The organism is Aerosakkonema funiforme FACHB-1375 (assembly GCF_014696265.1).
GTDB lineage: Bacteria > Cyanobacteriota > Cyanobacteriia > Cyanobacteriales > Aerosakkonemataceae > Aerosakkonema > Aerosakkonema funiforme_A.
In genome coordinates, this window is the sequence record NZ_JACJPW010000197.1 from 1 (window position 1) to 8138 (window position 8138).

Genomic DNA, 8138 nt, shown 5'->3' on the forward strand with positions numbered 1-8138 from the left:
TGATGGATGCTTCTCTATGTACTCTCTCAGTTGACTCATTTTGGGGAAGGTAAAACTCTATTTTACCATTGGCGATCGCAGTTTAGTTTATATGTTGGAGATCTCTATTGTATTCAATCCAACGCATTCCTTTCGATTGTTCGTATCGCCACCTTTTGGCTTCAGCTTGAAAGTCGCAAAACAAATCTGCTTTGTGAATCGAAATCAGAATGTGTTGGACTGTAGCACAATTTTGATTGAAAAATTGCAGCCAGCTTGCCAAGTTATTAGTCCAAGCATCTGGACGCCGCAGTTCTTCTTCCGTTGTGATACGCTGGGGAGGCAGCAAGAGCAGCACCGCTTGACTTTTACGGACTTCTGTTTGGATACCCTGCCAAGCCGCCAATTTTGTTTCTTGCCACTCTTTAGATTTTTCCCAAGCTTCACCGGGAGTATCTATCCAACGAACTTGGATTTCCCTTTCCCCTCCCGGTAGCTTAACTTCCACTAGCAAGGTTTCTTCCTCTTTCCTAGAAGTACCTGCTATTAGACCAGTATCGGGATCGTAATATTTTTTCAGGTCGGTAAGCACTTTGACGTGCTTAGTACCTGGGTCATGCAAGGCTATGACCATACTTGTTTTCCCGACTTGTCGATCGCCTATCACCACCACGCTCATCCAGCACCACACCCGAAACTTGCGGCTATTTTACCACTGGTTTTCATTTTAGGGCTGTGATAATACGCACTCATCAGTTCAGAAACCGACTTTATCAAATCCTCATCAACACCAACCCAGTTGCCAACAAACACAAAATTCCCATTACCCCCGCCAAAGGTTTCTCCCAAAAACCCGTTATCCAAGGCGAAACTTTATCAGTATATTTAACCAATTTAGCTGTATCGATCGTAGCAATACCCCAAATCCAACCCGCGTGCAATCCCCACGCCAAACCCAAACTACCATTATCTACTAACCGCGCCGATACCAATACCATTCCCATCAACCACAGTCCCGGTAATTGCGGTAAAGTTTCCCGAATTTCCCAAACCAAATGCAGCAAGGCAAATATCGAACTGGAAATAATCGCTGCTATCCATATAGAATAATCCTGCTGAAGTTCGTTCAGCAGGAAACCGCGAAAAATTAACTCTTCTGTCCCGCTTACCCACAACCCTATTAACAGGGTAGTGAGCAGAATTTGTAAGAGTTTTGTATCTTTTTCTATCTGCCAATCAACCCAGCCTAACGCCCATTGTATAGCAAATAGGATCGCAATACCGATCGCACCTCCGGCAAGACCCAACCCCATCGAAAATAAAATTCTAGGGTTGAGTGTAATACCATAATTTGAGAAAGACACCCCCTCCACCCCAGCTATTCCCCATAATAATAGAGGCGCAATTAGGTAAAGGGATGCCAATAAAGGCAACTTTTGCTTTGCTTCCAATGGTTTGGGAGGATGCCATTTGAGTGCGATCGCTATAGGAATAGCTATGGGCAACCAACATATCACCCATACTAACAAAAAAGCGATCGCCCTCAAAAGTGCTGGAGCTTCAGCGACGAATAATAGCATTGCCCCAACTCTGCGCTCAAATAGGTTCATTGCCACTGCACCGCATCAATCGGGGGATTTCAAACATTAGCTGGAAAGGAAGCAATCATACCGCCCCCTTTGCTTTGGTGTCAGTGAATCAGCGTCAAGTGCGATTGGGATTTTTATTCCTCTTCCTCGCCTTCCTCGCCTTCCTCGGCTGCTACTTTACCATTCCTCGACCCATTTTTATCTGCATCAACTTGGATCAAGTGAATGTGCTTATAGCCCAGTTTTATTTCAAATTCATCACCGGGCTTTAATCCCATTGACTCCGTATAGGTCGAGCCTATAACAATCTGACCGTTTTTATGGACGCTAACTCGATAAGTCGCTTCGCGACCGCGACCGTCTTTCGCTCCTTCCGGATCGAGAGGAATACCCCGCGCCGCCAACAGAGCGTCATAAAAATCTGTCAGATTGACGCGGGCCTGGTTATTTTTCGATACCGAGTAGTACCCGCAGCGCTTTGCCGTTTCGCGCCTGGGTAAGTGGGAAAGTTCTTTTACTTTTTGAAGAAGTGCCTTTCCTGTTAATGGTGCTGTTGCAGTTTCAGTCATCTGTTTGTGAAAACTACGCTTTTTAGCTTAGTTAATAGATTAGGCTGTCAAGTTTAGCCATATAAAGAATATATCCTTAAATGTGGGTATTTTGGCAACTATTTCGAGCGAACTATACTCGAAATTAAATATTTTTTTGTGCTTTGGTAATTCCAGACTCGACTTTTGACGCTTGTAGTGCTTCTCGACAAAGGCGATCGAGCAGATTTCCCCCCAAAAAGATACATCCCGTTACAAAATTTGGAGTAAATGTCTGCAAAAATTGATTTACTGCTCTCAACGAGGAGAAACAACGTCTTATTTAATGATGTCTGAATAGTTGGCAGGAGAAACAGCCGTTTTGAAGGTGGCTGAAGTCTATCTACCTCACCACTCAAGTTAGAGGTTGCTCTGCTATCTAAGTAACGTTCCTCCTCTTTAAGCCAAATTTCATTACTTTTTGGGACATTTGAAAAATAAAAATCTATCTTTAAGAAGATTTACTCAAACAGACAGAACTATACTTCTAGAGTGGTTGGTAGAAGCTAATTTAAAAAAGCAGTATCCCCTTGCCAATGAAACTAAATTGTGCTGTGCTTGGCCGGGGTTGAGATGTTCGAGCTTACACTAGAAATAGTGGTACAGCTAGCTCTGGAGAAAAGGCGCTTTTTGCTACTGCGGATTTAGATATTGACATAAGGTTCCAGACAATGCAAGTTATTTTTAAAATTTTCAGGCAGAACGAGAATACTGGCCCTAGCTTTCAGACTTATCAGCTGGATGTAGAAGCGGGGAATACAATCCTAGATTGCCTGAATCGTATCAAGTGGGAACAAGATGGAAGTTTAGCGTTTCGCAAAAATTGTCGCAATACCATTTGTGGCAGTTGCGGGATGCGGATTAACGGTCGATCGGCTTTAGCTTGTAAAGAAAATGTTGGCAGCGAACTTTCTCGTCTGCAACAGGTAACCGCTAGCGCGACAAATTTAGATCCGACTGATATATTACCAGAATCGATCCCAGAGATTACGATCGCACCAATGGGCAATATGCCGGTGATTAAAGATTTGGTCGTCGATATGCAAAGTTTCTGGGATAACCTGGAAGCAGTCGAGCCTTACGTGAGTACTCGTGCAAGACAAGTTCCAGAACGGGAATTTCTGCAAACACCCGAAGAGAGATCGCGACTCGATCGCACAGGCAATTGTATTCTTTGTGGCGCTTGTTATTCCGAATGCAATGCCCGCGAAGTCAACCCAGAATTTGTCGGGCCTCACGCTTTAGCTAAAGCTTATCGGATGGTAGCAGATTCTCGCGACGATCGAACAGAATCTCGTCTAGAACAATACAATCAAGGTACTAAGGGGGTGTGGGGTTGCACCCGCTGTTTTTACTGCAACGCAGTATGTCCGATGGATGTAGCGCCGATGGATCGCATTGGGGAAATTAAAAATGAAATTCTCGCTCGCAAGAATGAGCAAGACAGTCGATCGATTCGCCACCGTAAAGTATTGGTAGAGCTAGTTAAACAAGGCGGCTGGATTGACGAACGCAAGTTTGGTTTGCAGGTTGTCGGTAACTCTTTTAAGGATATTAAAGGACTGATTAGCTTGGGGCCATTGGGATTGCGGATGCTGATCGGAGGCAAATTTCCCTTCCGATTTGAACCTTCTGCCGGTACTGAAGAAGTGCGATCGTTAATTGAATCCGTTCGGGAACTGGAGGAAAAAAGAGATTAGGGGTTAGGGGCTAGGGGCTAGGGTAGAGGGGTAGAGGGGCATAATTAATTTTTTCCCCTTTTCCCTTTCCCCTTTTTCCTTTTCCCTAGCCCCTAACCCCTAACCCCTAGCCCCTAGCCCTTCTTCAGCGAATAGTCAGCAGATAACGACCTCGACTTCCGGCTTTGTAGGCGTTAACTACTGCCCGGTACACACCCGCACGAGGTAAAGTGACGGTAAGCACAGAATTGCGATCGTTTTGAGTAACGTTGTTATTTTCTGCCAACTTCTGACCGTCTGGCCCTAAAAGAGCCAGATACGGATCGAAATCAGCACTTTCTAGGGTAATCGTCACCGATTGACCCGCATTACCCTCAAAAGAATAGACTCTGTAAAAACTGCCATCAGAAGGCAGTACCGCCGTACCTGGGCCAAGCACACCTTCTTGCTGTAAGATGAAATTTTCTCCCCTGTAGCGATTCCGGCGACCGGCACCAGAAGCTAAGGCACGTAAAATGAAACTCCCCGATTCACCTGGCTCATAGGAGTTGGCAAGTAACAAATAAGTGCCTGACATGGGCAAGGTCACGGCAATTCTGGCATTTTTGCCGCCCGCAGAGTCATCATCTTGCGCTATTTCGCGACGATTGGGGCCAATGAGAATCAAAAATGGGTCAATTTCCCGACTGATCATTTCGATCGCCACTTGTTGACCGGCAGTTCCCTGAAAGCTATAAACTTTAAAAAAACTATTATCCACCGGCAAGATGTTATCGCCTGGGCCAAGCCTATCGTTGATAGGTACACCATTCAGTACCAGACTCTGCGGCGGATTGCCAGTTGTTCTAGGTCGCTGTCGCTGAGTGACGCGGGGAGCGCGTCCTTCCCGCACTGCTGCCAAGAAAGGCATCAGACGGTCTACAGAAATCGCAAATCCGATCCCAATGTTGCCACCAGTACGACTGTTAGTAAAAATCGCCGTGTTGACGCCGATTAATTCTCCTTGGCTGTTCAGGAGTGGCCCTCCCGAATTGCCCGGATTGATGGCAGCATCAGTTTGAATCAAGCCGCGTTCTCTGTCAAGACGGCTGACGATCCCAACAGTGAAAGTGCCGGCAAATCGACCGAACGGATTGCCGATCGCAAATGCTCGCTGTCCCACTTGCACCGAACCGCTACGCGCCAAACGAATGGTAGGCAGATTGCTGGCACCGCGAATTTTGAGGACAGCTAAGTCAACACCATTATTCCCAAACGCAATCACATCTGCTTGAAATCGCCTATTATCCGCCAATACGACCGATACGCTGCGGCGGGAGTCTTGTACGACGTGAGCGTTGGTCAAAACGAGACCGTCTGGGCTGATGATGCTACCACTACCAGTCCCATTGCCCACGATTACAGATACCACTGCGGGACTGGCGCGTTGGTAGACTCGAACATTAATTTGTTCGTCAACGTCTTGGGCTTGTGCTGGCGCACAATCGAGGGATAGCAGACTGGTGATGCCAATAGCGTTAATACCGGTAAGACCGATCGCGGCTCCCGCACTTAATATCCCTGATGTAATTAAAGATAGAAGTTTCTTATTCATCCGATACTTTTTTGCTAACAAAAGCTAACAAATACATAAGTTGAGGTTGTCTCTCAACCAAGGCGTATCAACCAATGCACGAAGAAAGATTCCTCGCGCACCATTCAAGTCTCGGTTCATAACACGATTATCAATCTGAGACTTGATGAATTTAGCCCCGCCTAATTTCTCGATAATTTCGCCTGTCCAGCTAACAGTTTTTGATGTATAAGCTTCGTTAACATCAAGCACTACTTTGCTATATTCAAATGCTTTATGTTTCAATGGCTATCAACCTTCAACTAGGATATGATGTTTATTACGATACTTGAACGCGGTTATAGCTTATTTTGTTCCCAGGATGGCATCACCGCATTGGATGGATTTAGCTAGAAATTTTCATCGCGGTTTGATTTATCGATCGTCTGAGCAGCAATTGCTAATTTTAACGAGGATCTGTAGGTACTCCCAAAGGTTTTCCATACCGATCGTAAACTAAAATATCCCATTGTCCATTGACGCTGGTTTCAAAAGCAATTATAGTACCATCTCCATTAATTGTAGGATTTCGTACTTCTGCTTGCAAGTTGGCTGTGAGGTTGCGTAACAGGCGCGTTTGGCGATCGTACAGAGCAATGCCCGATCGACCTTGGCGAACGGTGGCGAAGACGATATAACGACCATCTTGGGAAATAGAAGGATGAGTTGCGATCGCATCGAAGGAGTTTAGTCCGGGCAAATCGAGCAAACGCCGCTCCACTATATCGTAAAGATAAATATCCTGACGCCTCCTACGATCCGAGCTAAAGACAATGTAGCGACTGCCGATTTGCGGTTCCATATCAGCAGCAGGACTGTTAATAGTTCCTTCTCCCGCATCGAAGGGAAGTTGTTGGATGGTGGGATAAGTACTGCAAGCAGTTAGACTTAGAGTAGTAATAACCGAGAATAAGATAAACCGCTTCACAAAGGCGACCCGTTAACGAACAATCAACAATTGTCAATTCCGTTTTTTTATTTTGAGATTCTAATTTTTAATTTCTGCCGATGGTGGACTATCGGCCATATCTAACTCAATATTTGGCCCTCGATCGATTACCTCGATATCCCACTGACCGCGACTGCCAGTTTCATACACGATATATCGACCGTCGGGACTAATACTTGGATGTCGTACTTGACCTCGATACCATAATGTGAGGGGTTGAGATCGCTCAATGGCGCGATCGTATACCGCTACGATCCCTCTACCTCGATCGTCAGCGATGTAAGCAATATAGCGACCTGTATAACTGAGGCTGGGATGTTCTGCGATTTCCCCCGGACGATTCAATCCCGGTAAATCCATCAACTGCTGCCTCTGCACATCGTACAGCAGAATTCCCCGCCGGCCATTGCGGTTAGATACAAACGCCAAAAAGCGCCCGTCTCCACTCAACGCCGGTTGCTCTTCGCTGTATCCGCTGTTGAGAGAGCCCAAGCTAAGGGGATTTGGCATCGTACTACAGGCAACAAACAAGCCAGCCACAGTCAAAGTTATTCCCCAATGCAGCCAGCGCTGGGCTGGGGTTTTAGGCATTAATTTCTTAATATGCTTTCTATTTGTCGAAATTGTTGGAATTATCCTCCTCATCCTCATTCGGATCGATCGGTTGGTAATCCACATAATCGCTTGTAGGTTCTACATTTCTAGTTGAGCGATCGTAACTGGAATCTTCCACAGAACGACGGCGGTCACGCGATGAAGCGGTTTCAGGACGACGGCGTTCGTCGCTCCTCGAACGAGTGCTACCGCGAGGGGGTACATCTTCCACATTATTACCCGCATCTCCCCACTCATCGCTTAATTGAGAGGATGGTGCTTCCGGACGGGGGCGACGTTTGCGGCGTGTTTCTGTAGAAGTGAGTTTATCGGAATTGCTGTTCCGACTTGAGGGACGGCGACGGCTTTCAGTACCGTAGCTTCCTCCGTTACGAGAACTTCTGGAATCTCGATCTCCTCGCAGGCGGGGACGCATCAGATCTTCTTCATCGGGTACGAGTGCATCGAGTTCCGCATCCTGATAAACCCTGTAGTTACTGCTCACGGGGCGCTCTTTATCTACGATCGGTGTATTGCGCTTTGCTTGTTCTGTAGAAACTCCCCGCAGTTTAATATTTTCCAAAGCAAAAAATATGGTAGCTCCTGTCAGCAAAACCTGACCGAACTGCATGATTGGATCGAACCGCCATCCATAAATAAGCAAAATCCCGCCACACAGTAAAGACACTGCCGAAAAAAAGATGTCCGAGTCTCGCGATAACTCCGGTCGCCAAGTTCTCAGAGCATATAGGGCAGTTCCGGCAAGCGCCAGAACAATGCCCGACATACTCGCTAAGTTAAAATTTACGTTGATCATGGCCTCTTGCCTCAGTCAGTCCTATGCTAGCGAGTTTGTTGACATCCTCCCAACCCTACTTCCTTGAAGTCGGAGTCGTGTAGCCCCCAGACCCTTATTTAGATAGCGAGTTAAGATGCACAACTCCACTCTAGCTTGGCATGATAAGTGACATCTCCCACACTAATCCGAAACGGATATAGTGTGGGCTTCCAAGACAATCCGGCTATCGCTTAGGAGACTCTTGGGGTAGAGTCGAGGGGAGTGTTACCACTCCGCCCCTCTCATCCGAAACCGTGCGTGAAACTTTCGCTTCACACGGCTACTCAATGTGTCTACCTTTTGTCATTAAC

The 8138-nt window shown here is 46.4% G+C and carries 8 protein-coding genes and 1 pseudogene; 1 reads left to right on the forward strand and 8 read right to left on the reverse strand.

Going from position 1 to position 8138, the window contains the following annotated elements:
* Positions 1–82: 82 nt before the first annotated feature.
* From H6G03_RS36195 to H6G03_RS36205, 3 genes are all read right to left on the reverse strand, one after another.
* A complete protein-coding gene (locus H6G03_RS36195) occupies positions 83–658 on the reverse strand; it encodes a GTPase domain-containing protein (protein WP_190475626.1) in 576 nt (191 codons plus the stop codon).
* Positions 659–752: 94 nt separating this feature from the next.
* Positions 753–1559 (reverse strand): CPBP family intramembrane glutamic endopeptidase, encoded by an 807-nt coding sequence (locus tag H6G03_RS36200; protein ID WP_242057076.1) that lies wholly within the window; start codon positions 1557–1559, stop codon positions 753–755.
* 143 nt (positions 1560–1702) lie between these two features.
* A complete protein-coding gene (locus H6G03_RS36205) occupies positions 1703–2137 on the reverse strand; it encodes an AbrB family transcriptional regulator (protein WP_190475630.1) in 435 nt (144 codons plus the stop codon).
* A 689-nt stretch (positions 2138–2826) separates the two neighbouring features.
* On the opposite strand from H6G03_RS36205, the gene H6G03_RS36210 reads away from it, so the two are divergent.
* A complete protein-coding gene (locus tag H6G03_RS36210; RefSeq protein WP_190475632.1) occupies positions 2827–3855 on the forward strand; it encodes a succinate dehydrogenase/fumarate reductase iron-sulfur subunit in 1029 nt (342 codons plus the stop codon).
* A gap of 124 nt (positions 3856–3979) precedes the next feature.
* On the opposite strand, the gene H6G03_RS36215 is transcribed toward H6G03_RS36210, so the two are convergent.
* From H6G03_RS36215 to H6G03_RS36235, 5 genes and pseudogenes are all read right to left on the reverse strand, one after another.
* Positions 3980–5428 (reverse strand): trypsin-like peptidase domain-containing protein, encoded by a 1449-nt coding sequence (locus H6G03_RS36215; protein ID WP_190475634.1) that lies wholly within the window; start codon positions 5426–5428, stop codon positions 3980–3982.
* Positions 5429–5452: 24 nt separating this feature from the next.
* Positions 5453–5692: pseudogene (locus H6G03_RS36220) on the reverse strand (zinc ribbon domain-containing protein); the annotation flags it as partial.
* A gap of 160 nt (positions 5693–5852) precedes the next feature.
* Complete coding sequence (locus H6G03_RS36225) at positions 5853–6374, reverse strand: TolB-like translocation protein (protein WP_190475636.1); 522 nt, start codon at positions 6372–6374, stop codon at positions 5853–5855.
* Between the two features lie 60 nt (positions 6375–6434).
* On the reverse strand, positions 6435–6998 hold the full coding sequence (locus H6G03_RS36230) for a TolB family protein (protein ID WP_456057598.1): 564 nt from the start codon (positions 6996–6998) through the stop codon (positions 6435–6437).
* A gap of 7 nt (positions 6999–7005) precedes the next feature.
* Positions 7006–7806, reverse strand: coding sequence for a Ycf66 family protein (locus H6G03_RS36235; protein WP_190475641.1), 801 nt, complete (start codon positions 7804–7806; stop codon positions 7006–7008).
* Positions 7807–8138: the final 332 nt, after the last annotated feature.

Excerpts from the sequence above, each read along its gene's own strand:
- H6G03_RS36210 (WP_190475632.1), top strand. The coding sequence starts at position 2,827 with ATGCAAGTTATTTTTAAAATTTTCAGGCAGAACGAGAATACTGGCCCT.
- H6G03_RS36200 (WP_242057076.1), bottom strand. The coding sequence starts at position 1,559 with ATGCTATTATTCGTCGCTGAAGCTCCAGCACTTTTGAGGGCGATCGCT.
- H6G03_RS36215 (WP_190475634.1), bottom strand. The coding sequence starts at position 5,428 with ATGAATAAGAAACTTCTATCTTTAATTACATCAGGGATATTAAGTGCG.
- H6G03_RS36205 (WP_190475630.1), bottom strand. The coding sequence starts at position 2,137 with ATGACTGAAACTGCAACAGCACCATTAACAGGAAAGGCACTTCTTCAA.
- H6G03_RS36235 (WP_190475641.1), bottom strand. The coding sequence starts at position 7,806 with ATGATCAACGTAAATTTTAACTTAGCGAGTATGTCGGGCATTGTTCTG.
- H6G03_RS36195 (WP_190475626.1), bottom strand. The coding sequence starts at position 658 with ATGAGCGTGGTGGTGATAGGCGATCGACAAGTCGGGAAAACAAGTATG.